We start from the raw sequence: 20,080 nt of genomic DNA on the forward strand, positions 1-20,080 counted from the left end.
GGTATTCGTCCGAGGCGATACCTAAATATCTTTCGCGGAGAACCAGCTATTTCCCAGTTTGATTGGCCTTTCACCCCTAACCACAAGTCATCGGAGTCTTTTTCAACAGACACCCGTTCGGTCCTCCAGTGAGTGTTACCTCACCTTCAACCTGCTCATGGCTAGATCACTAGGTTTCGGGTCTAATACAACGAACTTGACGCCCTATTCAGACTCGCTTTCGCTACGCCTTCGCCTATCGGCTTAAGCTTGCTCGTTAAATTAAGTCGCTGGCCCATAATACAAAAGGTACGATGTCACCCAGAACGTATCTTGGGCTCCATCTGTTTGTAGGTGTCCGGTTTCAGGTCTATTTCACTCCCCTCGTCGGGGTGCTTTTCACCTTTCCCTCACGGTACTGGTTCACTATCGGTCGCTGAGGAGTACTTAGGCTTGGAGGGTGGTCCCCCCGCGTTCAGACAGGATTTCACGTGTCCCGCCTTACTCGTGGATACATCATCGCATTACTCGTACGGGGCTATCACCCTCTGAGGCCCAGCTTTCCTGACTGGTTCCGATTGTCTTTGATGTATCACTGGCCTGGTCCGCGTTCGCTCGCCACTACTAACGGAGTCTCTGTTGATGTCCTTTCCTCCAGGTACTTAGATGTTTCAGTTCCCTGGGTTTGCTTGAAACCTCCTATGTATTCAGAAGTCTCATACCTTCTCTTGATAACCGGAAATCCAAAACCTCTTCGATCGAAATCTAAAGGTCTAGGCATCTCACATTTCTGTTCGAACCCCACACCGATGTCTTTCGACAAAGGTCTTGGAGTTCCGGCTATCGAAGGTGGGTTTCCCCATTCGGAAATCCATGGATCAAAGCTTCTTCGCAGCTCCCCACGGCTTATCGCAGCGTAGCACGTCCTTCATCGCCTCTCAGCGCCAAGGCATCCACCGAACACCCTTAAGGCACTTGATTGCTCTCATTATCAATGTCCACACACTCGGCAGAATGTTGTCTGTACGATTGCCTTGCGGCGCGCGCCCTCGATGAACGCTACGTACAGCCGGACAATGATTAGAAAGACCAGCTTGCTTCGTAAGATCGTTCCGATAGCGAGGCGGTCAAGCTTCGCTAAAAGGATCATTTACAACTCGCTTGTCTTTCAATGCAGCCTTGTGAGCTACCCTGGAAGACGCACGAGCGCCGAAATGATCCGGAGATAATGGAGTACCGCGCAGAAATCTTCTGCACGATCCAACTCGGATCGATCTCCTCTTTACGATGTCAGAAATCACGCACGTCACTGTCCATCCGGACTAGTGGGTGCGAAGTGATGTTTCGCGGACGACGGTTGAGTTGTCGGTGATCAAACCATCTGGTGGAGCCAGACGGGATCGAACCGACGACCTCATGCTTGCAAAGCACGCGCTCTCCCAGCTGAGCTATGGCCCCGTAACCAGAAGACGAATGCTCACTCGATGAGTGTGGTGGGCCTGGGAAGACTTGAACTTCCGACCTCACGCTTATCAAGCGCGCGCTCTAACCAACTGAGCTACAAGCCCCTAACGCATATCCAGTTAAGGACCGGGATCCTGCAACCATGCAGGCCCAGCGCGTGTTCGTCCGCGAAGAAAGAGAAACGAAGACGGCGAAATCCCGCCAATGCAGCTCAACGATCCTGACGACCGTTGGCCACTGATGTTTCTAAAACGATCCGATAGTTAGCCGAAGCTAAGCTGAAGGATCATCCTTAGAAAGGAGGTGATCCAGCCGCAGGTTCCCCTACGGCTACCTTGTTACGACTTCACCCCAGTCGCTGACCCTACCGTGGCCGGCTGCCTCCATTGCTGGTTAGCGCACCGTCTTCAGGTAAAACCAACTCCCATGGTGTGACGGGCGGTGTGTACAAGGCCCGGGAACGTATTCACCGTGGCGTGCTGATCCACGATTACTAGCGATTCCAACTTCATGGGCTCGAGTTGCAGAGCCCAATCCGAACTGAGACGGCTTTTTGAGATTTGCGAAGGGTTGCCCCTTAGCGTCCCATTGTCACCGCCATTGTAGCACGTGTGTAGCCCAGCCCGTAAGGGCCATGAGGACTTGACGTCATCCCCACCTTCCTCGCGGCTTATCACCGGCAGTCTCCCTAGAGTGCTCAACTAAATGGTAGCAACTAAGGACGGGGGTTGCGCTCGCGTTGCGGGACTTAACCCAACATCTCACGACACGAGCTGACGACAGCCATGCAGCACCTGTGTTCCAGGCTCCGAAGAGAAGGTCACATCTCTGCGACCGGTCCTGGACATGTCAAGGGCTGGTAAGGTTCTGCGCGTTGCGTCGAATTAAACCACATGCTCCACCGCTTGTGCGGGCCCCCGTCAATTCCTTTGAGTTTTAATCTTGCGACCGTACTCCCCAGGCGGAATGCTTAAAGCGTTAGCTGCGCCACTAGTGAGTAAACCCACTAACGGCTGGCATTCATCGTTTACGGCGTGGACTACCAGGGTATCTAATCCTGTTTGCTCCCCACGCTTTCGTGCCTCAGCGTCAGTATCGGGCCAGTGAGCCGCCTTCGCCACTGGTGTTCTTGCGAATATCTACGAATTTCACCTCTACACTCGCAGTTCCACTCACCTCTCCCGAACTCAAGATCCTCAGTATCAAAGGCAGTTCTGGAGTTGAGCTCCAGGATTTCTACCCCTGACTTAAAGACCCGCCTACGCACCCTTTACGCCCAGTGATTCCGAGCAACGCTAGCCCCCTTCGTATTACCGCGGCTGCTGGCACGAAGTTAGCCGGGGCTTATTCTTGCGGTACCGTCATTATCTTCCCGCACAAAAGAGCTTTACAACCCTAGGGCCTTCATCACTCACGCGGCATGGCTGGATCAGGGTTGCCCCCATTGTCCAATATTCCCCACTGCTGCCTCCCGTAGGAGTTTGGGCCGTGTCTCAGTCCCAATGTGGCTGATCATCCTCTCAGACCAGCTACTGATCGTCGCCTTGGTGAGCCATTACCTCACCAACTAGCTAATCAGACGCGGGCCAATCTTTCGGCGATAAATCTTTCCCCGTAAGGGCTTATCCGGTATTAGCACAAGTTTCCCTGTGTTGTTCCGAACCAAAAGGTATGTTCCCACGCGTTACTCACCCGTCTGCCGCTGACGTATTGCTACGCCCGCTCGACTTGCATGTGTTAAGCCTGCCGCCAGCGTTCGCTCTGAGCCAGGATCAAACTCTCAAGTTGGACTTGAACTTTGAACCGGCTGATCACAACGTTTTGACGAGGTCCCACCATTTTTCATCGACCGAAGTCGATGAGCTGCCCGCGATTCACATCGCTGGCAACGATGGTGTAACCTTAAAACGTGTACCGCCGAAGTCTTTCGTCCGGTCCCGATCCAAAAAGCCGAAGCTCTTTAAATGCGAGACCCGCAAGGACTCCGCCGTCCACGTTTCTCTTTCTTCATCTTCACTTGTCAAACAGCCCGGGACCGATGTGGCCCCAACCTTCCAGAGAGGAAGGGTTCCGACACCCTTACCGACGATGAATGAACTCCAATCGACTTACGTCGACTGTTGTGTCACTCAACAAGGTGAGGAGCATCAGTGGCGCGTTCGCTCGCCTTGGTCAGTGACCCGGCGGCGCCGCGCTCAGTGGTCGGGTTATAGGCCCCACCCATCGGAGTTGTCAACGACCATTGTCAGAAAATCGTCGCACGGTGGATTGTTCTAAAAAACCGCGTGATTCCATGCGGTTAGAGAAGCGTGGAGCGGACGGTTTGGATCGGCGCGGCGAAAAAACCCAAAAAAAGTTTGGCCTGCGGGGGCTTCTGGAGGCTGCCTGCAGCGCCCCTCCAGACAGGTCCCTCGCGCCGGGTCGTTCAGGAAACTTTTCCATATTAGGCGCCGTACTTGAGCCACATTCCCGCGGCGTTCTGGTACAGACAGAGCTTGAATCGCAGGAATGCCAGTGGGGGCTGCCGGCGGTTTGCTTGGGGTCAGAGGAAGGCGATCATAGGATGAAGCGGCCTTCTTCAGACGTTCGCGAGACATCGAGAGATCTTTTTTCCGCTTAGCTGTTCGTAGTTTCGGCCGGCCCGTCATCAGGGCCTTCTGACCGCGGACGCCTATGCGGCTTGCCCTTTTCGAGCGGTGCCCCTGAAGAGGGCGGCGTAAGAAGGGGCTCGAAACCGGCTCTTGGGTCGTTGATTGGGGGATTTGGGTTGAACCAAAGGACGTCACGCGGCGCTTACGGGCGTGAGACCGGGATCATCGATCTCGGCCACGAGCCGCCGCTGTCCGTTGATGGTTCGGAAGCCGCGGTCATCGATCGCCGCCGTGTCTCGGTGCAATGGTTCAGCGGGACGATCTTGACCGGACTCTGCGGCGCAGCCCTGATCGGCGGCGCCGTTTTCGCATCGCTCGACGGCGAAATGACCTTCGCCAAGGTGCCGGAGCGGGTCGAAGGCGCGCTGCGCGGCGCATTCGGTGCGGCTGACCGCGCCGCCACGCTGCACAAGAGCGACCGCCTGCCACCGCCCAACGAATCCACGGCCTCGCGCAACATCGTGCGCGTCTCGACCGTCGCCCGCGTCGGCAGCCGCGACGTGATGCGGGTGCGCCCCTTCATCCGGATTGCCGGCAATCTGTCGATGACGACGAGCGACCTGTCGGCGAAGATCCCGCCGTTCAAAACGCCCAGCGCCTTCTCACCGATGTCGGCTCCGATCCGAAGACCGCATCCGACGATCCCAACAATCCGGAAGCGGTCGAACCCGACGCCGAGGTCTCCTTCGTCACCAAGGACCTGTCGCCGGTGCTGCCGAAGGCCAAGATTTCCGCAGTGGTGGCGCTCGACGACATCCTGATGCGGGTGCGCGATGCCGCCAACTGGCGCGGCAATGGCGGGGTGCGCTACGCCACGCTCGCCACCGCCGACGTCTCCGGCGCGACCGGCCCGTCCGACATCAGAAGCGCCTACGCCACCGAAGTGTCGCCGTCCGATCCCTATGCCGGCTTCGAGACGCGCGTGGTGCCGGAAAACGTCACGCTGCTGCCGAAGACCAAGGAGCAGATCACCGGGGGCAATCCCAACGGCGAACGCGTCCACATGGTCAAGAAGGGCGACAGCGTCGCTGGCGTGCTGCGCGATCTCGGCGCCACGGCCGACGAGATCAAGGCGATTGCCGCGACGCTCGGGCCCCGCGGCCGCGACGGCGGCCTGAAGGAAGGCGAGAAGCTGCGCATCCTGATGGCGCCTGCAAGCCCTGGCGCCCGTCTGCAACCCTACCGCGTGGTCATCGCCAACGAGACCATGGTCGAGGCGATCGCGGCGCTGTCCGATCTCGGCAAATACGTCGCGGTCGACGTCTCCAGCATGAACACCGTCGCCGACGCTGGGGCCAACGCCAACAGCGACGACGATGACGACGATGACGGCACTGGCGTGCGGCTCTACCAGAGCATCTACGAGACCGCGATGCGCAACAAAGTGCCGATGCCCGTCATCGAAGACATGATCAAGATCTACTCCTACGACGTCGATTTCCAGCGCAAGGTGGCGCCAGGCGATTCATTCGACGTGTTCTACGCCGGCGAAGACGAGGGCGTGACCGCGAGCGAAAAGAACGACGTGCTGTTCGCTTCGCTCACGCTCGGTGGCGAGACCAAGAAATACTACCGCTACCAGAGCCCTGACGACGGCGTCGTCGACTACTACGACGAGACCGGCAAGAGCGCGAAGAAATTCCTGGTGCGCAAGCCCGTCAACAACGCCATCATGCGCTCCGGCTTCGGCGGCCGCCGCCACCCGATCCTCGGCTATGTGAAGATGCACACCGGCGTCGACTGGGCCACCTCTTACGGAACCCCGATCTTCGCCTCCGGCAACGGCGTGATCGAGAAGGCCGGCCCCGAGGGCGGTTACGGCAAGTACATCCGGATCAAGCATAACAACGGCTACGAGACCGCCTACGGCCACATGTCGGCCTTCGCCAAGGGCATGGAGCCCGGCAAGAAGGTGCGGCAGGGCCAGGTGATCGGCTTCGTCGGTTCGACCGGCGCGTCGACAGGCCCTCACGTCCACTACGAAATCCTCGTCAACGGCCGCTTCGTCGATCCGCTGCGCGTAAAGTTGCCGCGCGGCCGTTCGCTGGAAGGCCCGATGCTGGCCGGCTTCGAGAAGGAGCGCGACCGGCTCGACGGCATGATGAGCGGCCGCGCCGGCGCCATCGCGAGGATGTCGGACGCGACGGGCGGGCCGTTGCAGGTCACCAACCGGTAGCCCACGGTCGTCGCCAATCGTCAGAGAACCCACCGGCGCCCGTCGGGCGTCGGCTCCAGAACCTTCCGTTCTGCATCCGATTTGCGTTCTGCATCCGATTTGGTTGGAACCGGCCGGGGCGCGAACCGGTTGGTTTCCCACTAGGCAGGGGCTGAATGGAGGATGTTATGGACAATTGGACGAACGCAAAGCTGTGCGACGTCGCCAACCTGATCCTCGGTGCATTCCTGTTCTTCTCGCCGTGGATCTTCGGCTTCGACGCCGGAAGGCCCTCCCAGAACGCACATATCGCGGGCATCGTGATCGCAATTTTGGCCATCGCGGCGCTTGCCGCCTTCGCAGTATGGGAAGAATGGCTGAACCTGATCGTCGGCCTGTGGACTCTCATTGCGCCTTGGGTCCTCGGATTCGAGGGGACCAAGACGGCGATGACGATCCACGTCGTGGTCGGCATCGCAGTCGCCGTGCTTGCCGCCATCGAGCTCTGGATCATGTCACAAAACCCGCCGCGGCTGACCGCAGGCCGCTAGTAGACTGCGCCCCGCCCCACGCACGGGCGGGGCCACGATTGGAGCGGCGCTACGGCAACGCAGTTGCGCGCACGATCACGAAGACGATCCCGATCGCCGTAAGACCAAACGAGACGGCCATGAGTGGCAGCAGGACATCGATCGCGGCATCGGTGCCGTGAAGCGTTGCACCCCAAACCTTGAAGTCGCCGGCTTCCCAATCATGCAATGAGGGCTGCTGTGGATGCGGCTCATCGGACACGTGGTGCCTCCAGACCCGCGACAATATCCACGGAATGCCCGCCGCGACCAGGAACAACAGGCTGACAAACGCAAGCAACAGGCTGACATCACTGCTGCGATCGAACAGTACCCAGGCCATCAGCGCGAACCAGGCGACAAGGACGACCGCGGCACCATAGATCTTTGGATGAAGCTCGTCGAAGGCCGGTCGGTTGCGAGAGACAAGATCCTTGTTCATGGCGATACCCCACATTTGCGGGATTCGCCGGGAACCCATGGCAAGTGCCTTAGCAGCCGACAAGAACTATCGGACGCGACGTCGGTCAACTCCGACGCCGGATTGGTGCGTCCAACCGACGGATCCATGTGGGGCAACCTGGCCCGGTCGCAGCAGTTTCATTAAATATCCCCAACTCGAGCCAGAGCGGGCGAGATGCTTCTGTTAGCGGAACCAACCAATGGTCGCCATGATTGGTTTTGGTGGCGGTTTCCTGCCTGTTCAGTCAAGAGGAGGACAATCCATGCAGCGCCTCTCACGTGACGACGTGATCAAGGCCGTCAGCGGAGCTGACGACGTCACAATTGCACAGATAATCGGAACCGGCGCGACAGTCGAGGAGCTTGCCGAGGCCCAGGCATGGCTCGCCAACGACGAGCCCATGATCAACGACCTCCGTCCACTGGCGCAGGGCCGGGTGCGCGAGCTCGTGGATATCCTTTCGGAGCTTGAACAAGAAGGCGACGAGGAAGGTCCGGCCGATCCCGGCTCTGCGCCCGCAGTCAGTTAGCAAGCCGACCGAGTTGACCAAACATTTCGCCCCGGAGAGGCATCGCCTTCCGGGACGTTTTTCATTTTGCGGTGAGCGCTAGGTTCAGTTGAGCTTGCGCTTCGACACGGGCACGTCGAACTGGGCGATTTCCGCAGTCTGCGCCGCCTTGCCGTTGAAGGTCAGCACGTTGCCTGCCGATGAAATCGCAACCGCATCGCCGTCCCTGACGTCGCCGCCGAGGATCATCTCGGCGAGCGGATCCTGGACGTAGCGCTGGATCACCCGCTTCAGCGGCCTGGCGCCATAGGCGGGATCCCAGCCCTTTTCCGCGAGCCAATCGCGCGCCTTGCCATCCAGCGTCAACACGATCTTGCGATCGGTCAACAGGGTTCTGGAGCCGCGCGAACTGGATCTCGACGATCCGGCCCATCTCGCTCTTCTGCAAACGATGGAACAGGATGATTTCGTCGACGCGGTTGAGGAATTCGGGGCGGAAATGTCCGCGCACCGTCGCCATCACGTGCTCACGCACGGCGGAGGTATCCTCGCCCTCCGGTTGATTCACCAGAAACTCCGAACCGAGGTTCGAGGTCATGACGATCAGCGTGTTGCGGAAATCGACGGTACGGCCCTGGCCGTCGGTCAGGCGGCCGTCGTCGAGCACCTGCAACAGGACGTTGAACACATCCGGATGCGCCTTCTCGACTTCGTCGAACAGCACCACCTGGTAAGGCCGGCGCCGCACCGCTTCGGTGAGTGCGCCGCCCTCGTCGTAGCCGACATAGCCCGGCGGCGCGCCGATCAGCCGCGACACCGAATGCTTCTCCATGTATTCGGACATGTCGAGGCGGACCATCGCGGTCTCGTCGTTGAAGAGATACTCCGCGAGCGCCTTGGTCAGCTCGGTCTTGCCGACGCCGGTCGGACCCAAGAACATGAACGAGCCCATCGGCCGGTTCGGATCCTGAAGGCCTGCGCGCGAGCGGCGCACGGCGGTCGCGACCGCACGCACGGCCTCAGCCTGCCCGACGACGCGTTGTCCGAGCTGCGCCTCCATCCTCAGGAGCTTTTCTTTTTCGCCTTCCAGCATCTTGTCGACGGGCACGCCGGTCCAGCGCGAGACCACCTGCGCGATATGATTGGCGGTAACAGCCTCCTCCATCATGTCGCCGGAGCTCTGCGTTGTATTTTCCTTGGCCTCGATATCCGCAAGCTGCCTCTCGAGCTCCGGAATCCGGCCATAGGCCAGCTCGCCGGCGCGCTGGAATTCGCCGCGCCGCTGGGCGCCGGCGAGATCGACACGCAAGCTGTCGAGTTCAGCCTTCAGCTTCTGGGCGTTGGAGAGCTTGTTCTTCTCCGCGCTCCAGCGTGCGGTCAGCGACGCAGATTTCTCCTCAAGCTCGGCCAGCTCCTTCTGGAGCGTCTCGAGACGGGACTTGGAGCCGAGGTCGCTTTCCTTCTTGAGCGCCTCCTGCTCGATCTTGAGCCGGATGATCTCGCGGTCGAGCGAGTCCAGCTCTTCCGGCTTGGAATCGACCTGCATCTTCAGCCGCGCGGCCGCCTCGTCCATGAGGTCGATGGCCTTGTCCGGGAGGAAGCGGTCGGTGATGTAGCGGTTGGACAGCGTCGTCGCCGCCACGAGTGCGGAATCGGCGATCCGCACGCCATGGTGCTGCTCGTATTTGTCCTTCAGCCCGCGCAGGATCGAGATCGTATCCTCGACCGTGGGCTCGCTGACGAAGATCGGCTGGAAGCGCCGCGCCAGTGCCGCATCCTTCTCGACATGCTTGCGATACTCGTCAAGCGTGGTCGCGCCGATGCAATGCAGCTCGCCGCGCGCAAGCGCGGGCTTGAGCAGGTTCGATGCGTCCATCGCGCCATCGCCCTTGCCCGCGCCAATCAGCGTGTGCATCTCGTCAATGAACAGGACGAAATTGCCGTCGCTCGCGGTCACCTCCTGAAGCACGGCCTTCAACCGCTCCTCGAACTCGCCGCGATATTTCGCGCCGGCGATCAGCGAACCGAGGTCCAGCGACAGCAGCTTCTTGTCCTTCAGGCTCTCCGGCACATCGCCATTGACAATGCGCAGCGCCAGGCCCTCGGCGATGGCGGTTTTGCCGACGCCGGGCTCGCCGATCAGAACGGGATTGTTCTTGGTCCGGCGCGACAGCACCTGGATCGTACGGCGGATCTCCTCGTCGCGGCCGATGACCGGATCGAGCTTGCCGTCGCGCGCCGCCTGGGTCAGGTCGCGCGCATATTTCTTCAGCGCGTCATAGGCGTTCTCGGCGGTCGCGGAATCCGCGGTCCGGCCCTTGCGCAGCGCCTCGATCGCCGCATTGAGGTTTTGCGGAGTGACGCCGCCCTTGGCGAGGATCGCGCCGGCCTCGCTGGTCTTCTCCAGCGCGAGGCCAAGCAGCAGCCGCTCGACGGTGACAAAGCTGTCGCCGGCCTTCTCGCCGGCCTTTTCGGCGGCGTCGAAGGTGCGGGCGAGCTCGGGCGCCAGATAGATCTGGCCGGCGCCGCCGCCAGAGACCTTCGGCACCTTGTTAAGAGCGTCCTCGGTCGCCCTCAGAATTGCGCGGGAATTGCCGCCGGCACGGTCGATCAGGCCGGCAGCGAGGCCTTCATTGTCGTCCAGCAGCACCTTCAGCAGGTGCAGGGTCGAAAACTGCTGGTGCCCTTCGCGCACCGCAAGCGATTGCGCGGACTGGACGAAGCCCCTGGAGCGTTCGGTATATTTGTCGATGTTCATTTATCTTCTTTCCCTCGGCCTGCCCCAGGAGCCCTCTAAGGCACTCCAAACGGCATCTTCATTGGGTTTCCGATGACCGCATTGACGTTTCTCAACCGGTAACGGTCGTTATCAGCCGGCGCTGGCGCCGGCCATTGACCCAGATGTGGGAAGCGTGCCCTTGGACCGGAAGAGGCGAGTTCACAATTTCGTGCGCGGATCTGCCAGCTTGGCACCGGTGGGTCGAATCCCCTAAGTAGCGGCATGACAGCTAGCGCAATGACAGCCAACCAGATCGCCGAGATCACCGGCCTCTACCGTTATCCGATTAAAGGCCTGACGCCGGAGTCCCTGCCCCGGATCTCACTGCGATCCGGCCAGACCCTGCCCGCCGACCGCCGCTACGCCATCGAGAACGGCCCGAGCGGGTTCGACCCTGATGCGCCCCAATGGAAGCCGAAAATCCAGTTCCTGATGCTGGCGCGCAATGAGCGGCTGGCTTCCCTCGACAGCCGTTTCGAGGACGCGACCAACCGCCTGACTATCCGCAAGGACGGCCAAATCGTCGCCAGCGGCGATCTCGAGACCGCGGCCGGGCGCGCCGCCATCGAGGGCTATTTCAGCGAGAACTTTCAACCGGAGTTGAAGGGCCCGCCCAAGGTTCTGTCCGGCCGCGACCACAGCTTTTCCGACGTCGCTCGCAAGGTCGTGTCCATCATCAATCTCGACAGCGTCCGCGCGCTCGAGACTATGCTCGGCGCCGCGGTCCACCCTCTGCGTTTCCGCGCCAATCTCTACGCGAAGGGCTGGCCGGCCTGGTCCGAGCTCGACCTCGTCGGCCAGACGCTCGCGATCGGGCGGGCCCGGCTGGAAGTGGTCAAGCGCATCAAGCGCTGCCCGGCCACCAATGTCGACCCTGATACCGCAAGGCGCGATCTCGAAATCCCGGCCACGCTCTCAAGCAATCTCGGCCACATGGACTGCGGCATCTATGCCGAGGTGATCGCCGACGGCGAGATCGGCGTCGGCGATCAGATCGCGGTGGAAGAGCCGAAGCTGGTGTGACGCGGCGCCGGCTCCACGTACTCCGTCATTGCGAGCGCAGCGAAGCAATCCAAATATCTATCTGTTGAGGCAGTCTGGATTGCTTCGTCGCTTTGCTCCTCGCAATGACGGGGCAGAACCTCAGTTCGGCATCACATAGGCATAGATCCGGCCGCGCGAGATCGGCGCTTCGCGGACGCGGTTGCCGTTGTTGCCGGAGATCATGATCGGATTTCCCTGCGCATCGACGCCGGTGATGATGCCGACATGGCCGCCGCCGCGACCGCGCGACATGACCGCGATGGCGCCGACCTGCGGGCCCGAGACGCGCGTGCCATAGCGCGCAAACGAACTCGCCATGTCGGAGCCCGTGCCGCGATGGCCAGTATGCTCGAGCACCATGTTCATGAAACGCGCGCACCACAGGCTGCCGCGGCCGGTCGGATTGCCGCCGACATAGCGGCGTGCCTCGGACACGAGGCCCGACCCGCCGCTGAAGCCGCCGCTGCTCATCGCCACGCCTTCGCCGCTCGCGGCCACTCCACCGCTACGGCTCATGGCCATCCGACGGCTAACGCGCGGGGTCGTTCCACCGCCACCGCTCATGGCAATGCCGCCGCTGTTGGCGTTCGGATCATAGCTGGCGAAGGCGTTGCCGAAGCCGCTCGCCTGCAATTGCGCCGCGCCGCGCTCGAAGCGCGAACTGCGTGCATGATGCCGATAATGATGATGTCTGCTGGCGTGATGCGCGTAAGCGTGCCGCTCTGCGCTATGACGATGAGACCGTGCTGACGCCGGAGAGGAGAACGCGGCGACCGCCGCGAAGAAAACAGCCAGCGCGACGACACAACGCGACAGGCGAGACGCAAACAACTCGAACATTCTTCATCCTTTTGACACCCCCACTTCCCAATCGGCCTGTGCGGTGGCCGACATCCGCCGGCTGTATCAGTATCCCGATGTGGCGAGAACAAGACGGGGTCGCGAAGATTTTGGACGATGATTAACGAGTGTTAGGGTGCATGCGCTGACCGCAGAGCGGCATTCCAATGCCGCAGCCACCTCAGGGAGAAACCGGATGCCGTACGCCCTCACGAAGGACAACCACCGTCTCTATTTCGAAGAAGCAGGCGCGGGCACGCCGATTATTTTTCTGCACGAATTCGCGGCCGACTACACCAATTGGGAGCCGCAGATGCGCTACTTCTCGCGCGGCCATCGCTGCATCACCTATTCGGCGCGAGGCTACACGCCATCGGACGTACCTGATGGCGAAGTCTACAGCTACATGCATTTCTACACCGATGCGCTCGCGGTGCTCGATCATCTCAAGATCGAACGCGCGCACCTCGTGGGACTGTCGATGGGCGCCTATTCGTCGCTCCAGATCGGGCTGAACGCACCGCAGCGCGCGCTATCGATGACGCTCGCCGGCGTCGGCTCCGGCTCGGAGGTCGAGAACCTCGACGCCTGGCGCAAGCAGTGCCGCGCCAACGCGGAGCAATTCGAGACGCTCGGCTCCGCGGAAGTCGCAAAAGTCACGCGCGAAGCGCCGAGCCGGATTCCCTTCTTGGTGAAGGACCCGCGCGGCCACGCCGATTTCTACGCCGCACTGGCACGCCACGACGCCAAGGGATCGGCGCGCACGATGCGCGGCTTCCAGGGCGGCCGCCCCTCGATCTTTGCGATGACGGACGCGATCAGAGGCGCCGCGACTCCGGCACTCATCATCTGCGGCGACGAGGACGATCCATGCATCGCGCCGAGCCTGTTCCTGAAGAAGCATCTGCCTGCGGCAGGGCTCGCGATGTTTCCGAAGTCCGGCCACGTGCTCAATCTCGAAGAGCCGGCGCTGTTCAACGAAACGGTGGAACGGTTCCTCACGCTGGTGGAAACCGGAAGATGGCCGGCGCGCGATCCGAGGTCGCTGGCCGCGCATTAGAGCAAGGGCGTCACCACACGCTCCGTCATTGCGAGCGCAGGCGAAGCAATCCAGAATCCCTCCGCGGGAAGACCCTGGATTGCTTCGCTACGCTCGCAATGACGAAAACTACTTCCTGCCGCCCCGCGTCAGCAGAAACACGCCCTGCTCGCCGAACAGATTCCACACCCCACCACGGCATCCGCAGCCGCAGTGGGCGGCCGTAGAGGTCGAGCGCCTCGGCACGTTCCATCTTGACGTCGATCGCGTCGCAGAGCTCGACGAAATCCTTGATGGTGCAGAAATGAATGTTGGCGGTGTCATACCAGCTTGCGGGCAGATTTTCCGTGCGCGGCATGTGGCCTCCAATCAGGAGCTGGAGCCGCATCTTCCAGAAGCCGAAATTCGGGAACGACACGATGGCGCGGCGGCCGATGCGCAGGAGGTTCTCCAGCACGACCTTGGGCTGCCGCGTCGCCTGCAGCGTCTGCGACAGGATCACGTAGTCGAAGGCGTCGTCGGGATAATTGATGAGGTCGGTGTCGGCATCGCCCTGCACCACCGCGAGCCCCTTGGCGACGCAGCGGTTGACGCCCTCGCGCGACAGCTCGATGCCGCGGCCGTCGATGCCGCGGGTCTCCAGCAGTTGCAGCAGGTCACCCTCGCCGCAACCGACGTCGAGCACCTTCGAGCCCGGCTTGACCATCTCCGCGACCAGCAGATGGTCGGCGCGAAACTGACCGGATTGCCCGGTGGCAAGGCCCCCCAGCGGCAACGCTTCCTGTACAGACATGGCTATCCGTCCCTGAGGGTGAGTCCGCGGGCCTTGCCTGCCGATTGCAGGAAGGCGCGGGAGATATCAAGGAATTCGGGCACGTCGAGCAAGAAGGCGTCGTGGCCGCGATCGGTCTCGATCTCGGCGAACGACACCCGCGCGCTCGATGCGTTCAGCGCATGTACCAGCGCGCGCGATTCCGAGGTCGGGAACAGCCAGTCGCTGGTGAAGGAGACCACGCAGAAGCGAGTCTGGATTGCCGCGAACGCCTTCGCCAGCACGCCGCCATGGTCGCCGGCGATGTCGAAATAATCCATCGCCCGCGTCAGATAAAGATAGGAATTGGCGTCGAAGCGCTCGACGAAGGACGAGCCCTGGTAACGCAGATAGGACTCGACCTGGAAGTCGGCATCGAACGAGAAGGTCGGCAGTTCGCGGTCCTGCATGCGCCGACCGAATTTGCGATGCAGCGCGGCGTCCGAGAGATAGGTGATGTGCGCCGCCATCCGCGCCACAGCGAGGCCGCGATGCGGATGGAGGCCGTGCTCGGCATAGCCGCCACTGTGCCAATCGGGATCGGCCATCACGGCCTGCCGGCCAAGCTCGTGGAACGCGATGTTCTGCGCCGAGTGCCGCGTCGAGCAGGCAATCGCCAGCGCGGAGAACACGCGGCTCGGATATGCCGCGGTCCATTGCAGCACTTGCATGCCACCCATCGAGCCGCCGACCACCGCGAACAACGTGTCGATGCCGAGCCGGTCAATCAGCATGGCCTGCGCGCGCACCATGTCGGGGATGGTGATGACAGGAAAATCGAGGCCCCAGACCTTGCCGGTCGCGGGATTGATCGAAGCCGGACCGGTCGAGCCCATGCAGCCGCCGATCACGTTGGAGCAGATGATGAAGTAGTGTTGAGGATCGATCGGTCGGCCGGGGCCGACCAAGGTGTCCCACCAGCCGGGTTTGCCGGTGACGGGATGCACGTTGGCAACATGCTGGTCGCCGGTCAGCGCATGGCAGAGCAGAACAGCGTTGGAGCGATCGGCATTGAGCACGCCATAGGTTTGATAGGCGATCTGGAATGGGCTGAGATCGACACCGCAATCGAGCCGCAGCGGCTGCTCCGTGCCGAACTGCGCGACCTGCGAGCTCGGATGATCCACCTCGTGCGACCGCTCGTCGGCAGTGATCGCGGGACTCGGAATTGACTGGACGCCAACCATCTGACCATCGACCTCGTTTGCGATCGTAGTGGTGACCGCATTGACATCAGGCCATAAAAAACCCGGCCTGAACGATAGGTTCGGCCGGGATCGAAAGGGTCCCCGGCCTGTTTAGCGAGTTTTTTAACGTGGCTGCAAGCCGGCCGGCTCAAATGACCACGGAACGCGTAAAAGCTACCGTCTTGGACGGTTTTCGTCAAGTCGCGGCCCGGATCAACCAAATTCGCCTGTCGCGCCATCGGCGGAACGGGTCCCATTTCCCTTTGCATTTCTCTTTGCTTTCGCGGCCCTGACTGCCTAATCAGGACAGATAGCAGCGGTGTCGGCTCGACTGATCCGCATTGGAACGCCCTCAACAACGCCTGTCAGACATGTCCCAACGTCCGCCCGCGCCACCATCTCTCCAGGAATTGCGCAAGGAGATCGACGCGATCGACGAGGGCATGCACCGTCTGTTGATGCAGCGCGGCGACATCATCGATCGCCTGATCCAGGTGAAGCAGACCCAGGAGGTCGGCTCGGCGTTCCGTCCGGCGCGCGAGGCTTCCATGATGCGTGACCTCGTCCAGCGTCATCGCGGCATCCTGCCGCTCGACACGGTCGAGAGCATCTGGCGCGTCATCATCGCGACCTTTACCTATGTCCAGGCGCCGTTCTCGGTGCACGCCGACATCTCGGCAAGCGAGCCGGCCATGCGCGATTCCGCGCGATTCCATTTCGGCTTCACCGTGCCTTACGTCGCGCATTTCAGCGCGCAGGCGGCGGTCGAGGCCGTCGCGAAGTCCAAGGGCGATCTGGGACTGGTCTCGGCGACCTCGAGCCGCACGCCATGGTGGCTGTCGCTGGAAGAAGCCGGTGCGCCAAAGATCATCGCGCGGCTGCCCTTCGTCGAGCGCGCGGACCATCCGGCGGCGTTGCCCGTGTTTGCGGTCTCGCGCGTCGCCGACAGCGCCCTGGTGACGGAGGTCGAGACCTTCAGCGTGCGCGTGTCGGGGTGGAACGCCGAGGTCGCGCGCGCCCTGTCGCCGCTCGCCGAGATCGTGGCCGTGCCCGATACCGCCTTCGACGGCGCCGCGCTGCTGGTCTCGGTCACCGCGACGAGCAGCCTCGACAAAATCAAGACTGCCCTGATCGAGGCGGGGGCCTCGGTGCGCTCCACGGCCCTCGTCGGCAGCCATGCAACGCGCTATACGGTGCCCCCGACCGGGTCGAAATCGTAAGTCGCGAACCGCCTAAGCCACTCCGGAGTTGAAGATGTCCCGCCCCGTGCCGAATCCCGGCATTCTCGATATTGCGCCCTACACGCCCGGCAAGAGCCCGGTGGCAGAGCCGGGCCGCAAGGTCTTCAAGCTCTCGGCCAACGAGACGCCGTTCGGGCCGTCGCCGAAGGCGATCGAGGCGTTCAAGAACGTTGCGGATCATCTGGAAGACTATCCGGAAGGAACCTCGCGCGTGCTGCGCGAAGCGATCGGGCGCACCTTCGGGCTCGATCCCAATCGCATCATCTGCGGCGCCGGCTCGGACGAGATCCTCAATCTGCTCGCCCACACCTATCTCAGCCAAGGCGACGAGGCGATCTCCACCACGCACGGCTTCCTGGTCTACCCGATCGCGACCATGGCGGTCGGCGCCAGGAACGTCGTTGCAGCGGAGAAGAACCTCACCTCCGACGTCGACGCCATTCTCAAGGCCGTGACGCCGCGGACAAAACTGGTCTGGCTCGCCAACCCCAACAACCCGACCGGCACCTATCTCCCGTTCGACGAGGTCAAGCGCCTGCGCGCCGGCCTGCCCTCGCACGTGCTGCTGGTGCTGGACGCAGCCTATTGCGACTACGTCTCGCGCAATGATTACGAGATGGGGATCGAGCTCGTCGCCACCACCGAGAACACGGTCGTGACGCACACCTTCTCCAAGATCCATGGTCTTGCGGCGCTGCGCATCGGCTGGATGTTCGGCCCCGAGCACATCATCGACGCGGTCAACCGCATCCGCGGACCCTTCAACGTGTCGACGCCGGCGATGTACGCTGCCGTTGCCGCGATCGAGGACACCGGCCACCAAGCCATGTCGAAGCAATTCACCGAGACCTGGCGCAACTGGCTAACCGAGGAGATCGGCAAGCTCGGGCTGAAGGTGACGCCGAGCGTCGCCAATTTCGTGCTGATCCACTTCCCGACCGAGGGCAAGACCTGCGGACGCGGCCGACGCCTTCCTCACCAAGCGCGGGCTGGTGCTGCGCGGGTTAAAGAACTACGGCCTGCCGTATTCGCTGCGCATGACCATCGGCACCGAGGAGGCCAATCGTCTCGTCGTCGAGGGCCTGCGCGACTTCATGGCCGGCAGATGAGCGCGACCCCGCACTTCCAGCGCGTCGCGCTGATCGGCTTCGGCCTGATCGGCGGCTCGATCGCCCGTGCTGCGAAGCTCCAGGGCCTGGCCGGCGAAATCGTCACCACCGCGCGCTCGGAGAAGACGCGCGCACGCGTGATGGAGCTCGGCATCGTCGACCAGGTCGTCGCGACCAATGCAGAGGCGGTGAAGGACGCCGATCTGGTCATCCTTTGCATTCCCGTCGGCGCCTGCGGGCCGGTGGCGCAGGAGATCGCCGCGCATCTCAAGCCCGGCGCGATCATCTCCGACGTCGGCTCGGTCAAGGGCGCTATTGTCAGGGACATGGCGCCGCATTTGCCGAAAGGCATCCATTTCGTGCCGGCGCATCCCGTCGCAGGCACCGAGCATTCGGGCCCCGATTCAGGCTTCGCCGAGCTCTTCATCAACCGCTGGTGCATCCTGACGCCGCCGGAAGGCGTTGATGCGGCTGCCACCGATCGTCTGCGCGGGTTCTGGGCGGCGATGGGCGCCAAGGTCGAGGTCATGACGCCGGATCATCATGATCTGGTGCTCGCGATCACCAGCCATTTGCCGCATCTGATCGCCTACACCATCGTCGGCACCGCCGACGAGCTCCAGCAGGTGACGGAGTCCGAGGTCATCAAGTTCTCCGCCGGCGGCTTTCGCGATTTCACCCGCATCGCCGCGTCCGATCCGACGATGTGGCGCGACGTGTTCCTCGCCAACAAGGAAGCCGTGCTGGAGATGCTCGGCACCTTCACCGAGGACCTCGCCAAGCTGACGCGTGCAATCCGCCGCGGCGACGGCGAGGCGCTGTTCGACCATTTCACCCGCACCCGCGCCATCCGCCGCGGCATCGTCGAAATCGGCCAGGATTCGGCCGCGCCCGACTTCGGCCGGCCGCATGCGGCGCTGAAAAAGCCGTAGCCACCCTCTCACCTCCTTATTGCGAGGAGCGCAGCGACGAAGCAATCCAGACTGTTTCCGAGGAGAAAGTCTGGATTACTTCGCTTCGCTCGCAATGACGGAGGAATCAATACAGCGGCGGGATCTGGCCGACCTTGATCGGGCCGAGCAGCACAGCGCCGTCGACGAATTTCAGCGGGAAGCTGCGGGCCTTCTTGCCTTCCAGCGTGCTCTCGGTGCCGATCGAATTGATGCCGGCGGCAACGCCGGCATTGGCATTCTGCTTGATGACCTTGCCGAGCCCGGGAACGGCACGGTCGAGTGCACCGAACAGATTGTTGAGGTCCTGCGACTTCACGCCGGGGGCGACGCGATCGAGAGTGGCCTGCGGCACACCCTCCTCCAGCATCTTCTCGATGCCGAGCGCGGGGATCACGCGCTCGAGGCCCGTCACCGTCATCTGCAATTCACCGTCGAGTCGGCCATTGGCCGAGAGCCCAAGCGTGCCGGCCGCGACCGCGATCATCTCGCCCTGCTGGATCCGCGACTGCACGATCTCGATATGGCCGCCGGCGGCCTGGATCTCGCGGAAGCGCTGCGGCCACGGCTTTGGCGTGAGGTCGGACAGACCGGTGATCTTCGCCCGCGTGTCGGCCTCGAACGGCTCGGCGAGCAGCGGATGAACGCCCTGGATGCTGCCCTGCGCGATCTGAACCACGGTCTCGATCACGGGATGATCGGACGGCGATCCGTCCGCGAGGCGTCCATGCAGCTCGACCTGTTTTGCGCGCGCGAGCGGCACCTGCACCGTGCCGTCGAGCCGGTTGACGGTGGGATCGTCGAATACGACGGAGGCGCGCTCGGGCACGGCGGGCAGGCCGACCACGCTGCTGCGACCCTTGCTCCAGTTCACCACGAAAGTGCTTTGCGTGACGCCGTCGGTGAGCGTTGCCGGCGCAGAGAACTCGGCGATGATGCGCTTGGGATCGTAGACCTGGGCGACGACCAGGATGTTGTCGAGCTTCGCCGTGAACGGCGTCTTGCTGGCGTTCTGCGATACCAGAGCGACGCTGGCGCCGGAACATTGGACCTCGAAGCGGAACGGGAAGCCTGCGATCGAGCGCTTCGCGCAATCATAGATGCGGCCGGATTTGGCCTCCTGCGCGCGCCAGGCGTCGGCGGCGATTTCGGCCTGCGACGCGGCATAGAACCAGAAGCCGCTCCACGCGACGGCGAGGATCAGGAGGATAATGGGGGCAATGAAAAGGCCCCAACGGGAGCGCCGGCCTGCGGCAACGGTCATATCGGACATGCGGCGATCCCTTTGACC

At 62.3% G+C, this 20,080-nt stretch carries 10 protein-coding genes, 2 tRNA genes, 2 rRNA genes, 4 pseudogenes and 1 riboswitch (1 of these 19 only partly in view); of the genes and pseudogenes, 8 read left to right on the top strand and 10 right to left on the bottom strand.

Features of this window, described 5'->3' with window-relative positions:
• The 4 genes from ACVWYI_RS35990 to ACVWYI_RS36005 all read right to left on the bottom strand — a co-directional run.
• Positions 1 to 960: ribosomal RNA gene (locus ACVWYI_RS35990) — 23S ribosomal RNA — on the bottom strand; it reaches 1,913 nt to the left of the window's first position.
• 401 nt (positions 961 to 1,361) lie between these two features.
• Positions 1,362 to 1,437, bottom strand: a tRNA-Ala gene (locus tag ACVWYI_RS35995).
• 33 nt (positions 1,438 to 1,470) lie between these two features.
• Positions 1,471 to 1,547 (bottom strand) — tRNA-Ile (locus ACVWYI_RS36000).
• Positions 1,548 to 1,739: 192 nt separating this feature from the next.
• Positions 1,740 to 3,231 (bottom strand): 16S ribosomal RNA (locus ACVWYI_RS36005).
• The 16S and 23S rRNA genes sit together here with 2 tRNA genes alongside, the layout of an rRNA operon.
• 979 nt (positions 3,232 to 4,210) lie before the next feature.
• Between ACVWYI_RS36005 and ACVWYI_RS36010 the strand changes: the two are divergent.
• Both ACVWYI_RS36010 and ACVWYI_RS36015 read left to right on the top strand, forming a co-directional pair.
• Positions 4,211 to 6,270, top strand: a pseudogene (locus ACVWYI_RS36010) (M23 family metallopeptidase).
• A gap of 167 nt (positions 6,271 to 6,437) precedes the next feature.
• The gene (locus ACVWYI_RS36015) at positions 6,438 to 6,800 is read left to right on the top strand and encodes an SPW repeat protein (RefSeq protein WP_354050657.1); all 363 of its coding nucleotides are present in this window, start codon (positions 6,438 to 6,440) and stop codon (positions 6,798 to 6,800) included.
• Positions 6,801 to 6,849: 49 nt separating this feature from the next.
• Here ACVWYI_RS36015 and ACVWYI_RS36020 read toward each other — a convergent pair whose 3' ends face one another.
• Positions 6,850 to 7,260 carry a hypothetical protein gene (locus ACVWYI_RS36020; protein WP_247339972.1) on the bottom strand — a complete coding sequence of 137 codons (411 nt, stop codon included), beginning with the start codon at positions 7,258 to 7,260 and terminating at the stop codon, positions 6,850 to 6,852.
• A 220-nt stretch (positions 7,261 to 7,480) separates the two neighbouring features.
• On the opposite strand from ACVWYI_RS36020, the gene ACVWYI_RS36025 reads away from it, so the two are divergent.
• Complete coding sequence (locus ACVWYI_RS36025; protein ID WP_456664389.1) at positions 7,481 to 7,810, top strand: hypothetical protein; 330 nt, start codon at positions 7,481 to 7,483, stop codon at positions 7,808 to 7,810.
• An 84-nt stretch (positions 7,811 to 7,894) separates the two neighbouring features.
• Here the strand turns inward: ACVWYI_RS36025 and clpB are convergent.
• Positions 7,895 to 10,547: pseudogene (clpB, locus tag ACVWYI_RS36030) on the bottom strand (ATP-dependent chaperone ClpB).
• A gap of 258 nt (positions 10,548 to 10,805) precedes the next feature.
• Between clpB and ACVWYI_RS36035 the strand changes: the two are divergent.
• Positions 10,806 to 11,591: an MOSC domain-containing protein gene (locus ACVWYI_RS36035; protein WP_247339968.1), complete on the top strand. Its 786-nt coding sequence runs from the start codon at positions 10,806 to 10,808 to the stop codon at positions 11,589 to 11,591.
• A 120-nt stretch (positions 11,592 to 11,711) separates the two neighbouring features.
• Here ACVWYI_RS36035 and ACVWYI_RS36040 read toward each other — a convergent pair whose 3' ends face one another.
• A complete protein-coding gene (locus ACVWYI_RS36040) occupies positions 11,712 to 12,452 on the bottom strand; it encodes a TIGR02594 family protein (RefSeq protein WP_247339966.1) in 741 nt (246 codons plus the stop codon).
• A 196-nt stretch (positions 12,453 to 12,648) separates the two neighbouring features.
• Here ACVWYI_RS36040 and ACVWYI_RS36045 point away from each other — a divergent pair, with 196 nt between their 5' ends.
• The gene (locus ACVWYI_RS36045) at positions 12,649 to 13,512 is read left to right on the top strand and encodes an alpha/beta fold hydrolase (RefSeq protein ID WP_247339964.1); all 864 of its coding nucleotides are present in this window, start codon (positions 12,649 to 12,651) and stop codon (positions 13,510 to 13,512) included.
• 108 nt (positions 13,513 to 13,620) lie between these two features.
• Here the strand turns inward: ACVWYI_RS36045 and metW are convergent.
• Both metW and metX read right to left on the bottom strand, forming a co-directional pair.
• A pseudogene (gene metW, locus ACVWYI_RS36050) lies at positions 13,621 to 14,284 on the bottom strand (methionine biosynthesis protein MetW).
• Between the two features lie 2 nt (positions 14,285 to 14,286).
• Positions 14,287 to 15,489, bottom strand: coding sequence for a homoserine O-acetyltransferase MetX (metX, locus tag ACVWYI_RS36055; RefSeq protein ID WP_247339960.1), 1,203 nt, complete (start codon positions 15,487 to 15,489; stop codon positions 14,287 to 14,289).
• Positions 15,490 to 15,579: 90 nt separating this feature from the next.
• Positions 15,580 to 15,659: riboswitch (SAM riboswitch) on the bottom strand.
• Between the two features lie 201 nt (positions 15,660 to 15,860).
• Between metX and ACVWYI_RS36060 the strand changes: the two genes are divergently transcribed.
• The 3 genes and pseudogenes from ACVWYI_RS36060 (at position 15,861) to ACVWYI_RS36070 (ending at position 18,771) form a co-directional block, all read left to right on the top strand.
• Positions 15,861 to 16,709, top strand: coding sequence for a chorismate mutase (locus tag ACVWYI_RS36060; protein WP_247339951.1), 849 nt, complete (start codon positions 15,861 to 15,863; stop codon positions 16,707 to 16,709).
• A 34-nt stretch (positions 16,710 to 16,743) separates the two neighbouring features.
• Positions 16,744 to 17,839: pseudogene (gene hisC / locus ACVWYI_RS36065) on the top strand (histidinol-phosphate transaminase).
• The gene (locus ACVWYI_RS36070) at positions 17,836 to 18,771 is read left to right on the top strand and encodes a prephenate/arogenate dehydrogenase family protein (RefSeq protein ID WP_247339938.1); all 936 of its coding nucleotides are present in this window, start codon (positions 17,836 to 17,838) and stop codon (positions 18,769 to 18,771) included. The pseudogene hisC and the gene ACVWYI_RS36070 overlap by 4 nt, the downstream one beginning before the upstream one ends.
• A 106-nt stretch (positions 18,772 to 18,877) precedes the next feature.
• On the opposite strand, the gene ACVWYI_RS36075 is transcribed toward ACVWYI_RS36070, so the two are convergent.
• Positions 18,878 to 20,062 carry a DUF2125 domain-containing protein gene (locus ACVWYI_RS36075; protein WP_247339936.1) on the bottom strand — a complete coding sequence of 395 codons (1,185 nt, stop codon included), beginning with the start codon at positions 20,060 to 20,062 and terminating at the stop codon, positions 18,878 to 18,880.
• Positions 20,063 to 20,080: the final 18 nt, after the last annotated feature.

The organism is Bradyrhizobium sp. LB13.1 (assembly GCF_054056815.1).

Excerpts from the sequence above, each read along its gene's own strand:
- ACVWYI_RS36075 (WP_247339936.1), bottom strand. The coding sequence starts at position 20,062 with ATGTCCGATATGACCGTTGCCGCAGGCCGGCGCTCCCGTTGGGGCCTT.
- ACVWYI_RS36040 (WP_247339966.1), bottom strand. The coding sequence starts at position 12,452 with ATGTTCGAGTTGTTTGCGTCTCGCCTGTCGCGTTGTGTCGTCGCGCTG.
- metX (WP_247339960.1), bottom strand. The coding sequence starts at position 15,489 with ATGGTTGGCGTCCAGTCAATTCCGAGTCCCGCGATCACTGCCGACGAG.
- ACVWYI_RS36025 (WP_456664389.1), top strand. The coding sequence starts at position 7,481 with ATGGTCGCCATGATTGGTTTTGGTGGCGGTTTCCTGCCTGTTCAGTCA.
- ACVWYI_RS36060 (WP_247339951.1), top strand. The coding sequence starts at position 15,861 with ATGTCCCAACGTCCGCCCGCGCCACCATCTCTCCAGGAATTGCGCAAG.
- ACVWYI_RS36020 (WP_247339972.1), bottom strand. The coding sequence starts at position 7,260 with ATGAACAAGGATCTTGTCTCTCGCAACCGACCGGCCTTCGACGAGCTT.
- ACVWYI_RS36070 (WP_247339938.1), top strand. The coding sequence starts at position 17,836 with ATGAGCGCGACCCCGCACTTCCAGCGCGTCGCGCTGATCGGCTTCGGC.
- ACVWYI_RS36015 (WP_354050657.1), top strand. The coding sequence starts at position 6,438 with ATGGACAATTGGACGAACGCAAAGCTGTGCGACGTCGCCAACCTGATC.
- ACVWYI_RS36045 (WP_247339964.1), top strand. The coding sequence starts at position 12,649 with ATGCCGTACGCCCTCACGAAGGACAACCACCGTCTCTATTTCGAAGAA.
- ACVWYI_RS36035 (WP_247339968.1), top strand. The coding sequence starts at position 10,806 with ATGACAGCCAACCAGATCGCCGAGATCACCGGCCTCTACCGTTATCCG.